The organism is Vibrio sp. Vb2960, from assembly GCF_033337665.1.
GTDB classification, from domain to species: domain Bacteria; phylum Pseudomonadota; class Gammaproteobacteria; order Enterobacterales; family Vibrionaceae; genus Vibrio; species Vibrio alginolyticus.
In genome coordinates, this window is the sequence record NZ_JAWORD010000054.1 from 1 (window position 1) to 2,884 (window position 2,884).

The 2,884-nt window shown below is 52.6% G+C and carries 1 protein-coding gene; it reads left to right on the forward strand.

The window, feature by feature from the left end; genetic code table 11:
* Positions 1-2,884 (forward strand): tandem-95 repeat protein (locus tag R7O03_RS22540; protein ID WP_318132064.1); only part of this gene is annotated, 2,884 nt, incomplete at both ends.

Sequence of the window (2,884 nt, forward strand, 5' to 3'; positions counted from 1 at the left end):
CAGTCGAGATTGTTGACGGCAAGTTGGTGTTCACACCGGCCGAGAACTTCCATGGCGATGCTGAAATCACTTACACCATTACCGATGGTTCGCTGACTGACCAAGCGACGGTTAACGTCACCGTGAATGCGGTGAACGACACACCTGTGGTTGAAAGCAGCATTGCAGACCAAACCTTGGCGGAGGACTTTACGCCATACAGCATCGATCTAAATACGGCTTTCAGTGATGTAGATAACGTGGATGGCGATCTGACCTTCAGCGTCTCTGGCAACAGCAACATTCAAGTGGCAATCGTCAATGGGATTGCTACGTTCACTCCAATCGCAGACTGGAACGGCTCAGAAGCGTTAACCTTTACGGCGACCGATCCAAGCGGTGAAAGCGTTAGCCAAACGGTGAACTTCACAGTAGCGCCTGTGGCAGACATCGTGGCAGATAAAGCGACGGTTGTGGAAGACACGCCAACCATCATCAAGGTCTTAGATAACGACACGTTCGAAGGCGACGACAAAGTGGTGTCGCTGGATACCAATAACGGTCCAGCCAACGGCACGGTCTCTGTCAACCCGGACGGCAGCGTGACCTACACGCCGAACGACAACTACCACGGTACAGACAGCTTCATCTACATCGTTACGTCGGGTGGGGTATCGGAGTCCACCACGGTGAACGTCGATGTGACGCCAGTCAATGATGCGCCCGTGGCAAACGATGACACGGCAACAACACAAGAAGATACCGCTGTCACGATTGATGTCCTACCAAACGATACTGACATCGATGGCGATAAGCTGTCGATTGAATCAGCGTCTGTACCTGAAGCGCAAGGCACAGTCGAGATTGTTGACGGCAAATTGGTCTTCACACCGGCTGAGAACTTCAATGGTGACGCTGAAATCACTTACACCATCACCGATGGTTCGCTGACTGATCAAGCGACGGTCAACGTCACCGTGAATGCGGTAAACGACACGCCTGTGGTTGAAAGCGGCATTGCAGACCAAACCTTGGGAGAAGACTTCACCCCATACAGCATCAATCTAAATACCGCTTTCAGCGATGTAGATAACGTGGATGGCGAGCTGAGCTTCAGCGTTTCTGGCAACAGCAACATTCAAGTGGCGATCGTCAATGGCATTGCTACGTTCACTCCAACTGCGGACTGGAATGGCTCTGAAGCGTTGACCTTTACTGCGACCGATCCAAGCGGTGAAAGCGTTAGCCAAACGGTGAACTTCACGGTAGCCCCTGTGGCGGACATCGTGGCAGATAAAGCAACGGTTGTGGAAGACACGCCGACCATCATCAAGGTCTTAGGTAACGACACGTTCGAAGGCGACGACAAAGCGGTGTCGCTGGATAGCAATAACGGTCCAGCCAACGGCACAGTCTCGGTCAACCCGGATGGTAGCGTAACCTACACGCCAAACGACAACTACCACGGTGCAGACAGCTTTACCTACATCGTTACCTCCGGTGGGGTATCGGAGTCCACCATGGTGAACGTCGATGTGACGCCAGTGAATGACGCGCCAGTGGCGACCAATGACAATGCCGTTACTGACGAAGACATGCCAGTGACGATTGATGTCCTGCCAAACGACACCGATATTGATGGTGATACGCTGTCGATTGAATCAGCGTCTGTACCTGAAGCACAAGGGACAGTCGAGATTGTTGATGGTAAGTTGGTGTTCACACCGGCCGAGAACTTCAATGGTGACGCCGAAATCACTTACACCATCACCGATGGTGCACTGACTGACCAAGCGACGGTCAACGTCACCGTGAATGCGGTGAACGACACGCCTGTGGTTGAAAGCAGCATTGCAGACCAAACCTTGGCAGAAGACTTCACCCCATACAGCATCGATCTAAATACCGCTTTCAGTGATGTGGATAACGCCGATGGTGAGTTAACGTTTAATGTCTCTGGTAATAGCAACATTCAAGTGGCAATCGTCAATGGTATTGCTACGTTCACTCCAACCGCAGACTGGAACGGCTCAGAAGCGTTGACCTTTACGGCTACCGACCCAAGCGGCGAAAGCGTTAGCCAAACGGTGAACTTCACAGTTGCCCCTGTGGCGGACATCGTGGCAGATAAAGCGACGGTTGTGGAAGACACGCCGACCATCATTAAGGTCTTAGGTAACGACACGTTTGAAGGCGACGACAAAGTGGTGTCGCTGGATACCAATCACGGTCCAGCCAACGGCACGGTCTCGGTCAACCCGGACGGCAGCGTCACTTACACGCCAAACGACAACTACCACGGGGCAGACAGCTTCACGTACATCGTTACATCGGGCGGGGTATCGGAGTCCACCACGGTGAACGTCGATGTGACGCCAGTGAACGATGCGCCAGTGGCGACCAATGACACGGCGATTACTGATGAAGATACGCCAGTGACGATTGATGTCCTGCCAAACGACACCGATATTGATGGCGATACGCTGTCTATCCAATCGGCGTCTGTGCCGAGTGACCAAGGGACAGTTGAAATTGTTGACGGCAAACTGGTCTTTACACCGGCTGAGAACTTCCATGGTGACGCCGAAATCACTTACACCGTTACGGATGGTTCGCTGACCGACCAAGCAACGGTTAACGTCACCGTGAATGCGGTGAACGACACACCTGTGGTTGAAAGCAACCTCGCAGACCAAACCTTGGCAGAAGACTTTACGCCATACAGCATCGATCTGAATACCGCCTTCAGCGATGTGGATAACGCCGATGGTGAGTTAACGTTTAATGTCTCTGGTAATAGCAACATTCAAGTGGCAATCGTCAATGGTATTGCTACGTTCACTCCAACCGCAGACTGGAACGGCTCAGAAGCGTTGACCTTTACGGCTACCGACCCAAGCGGCGA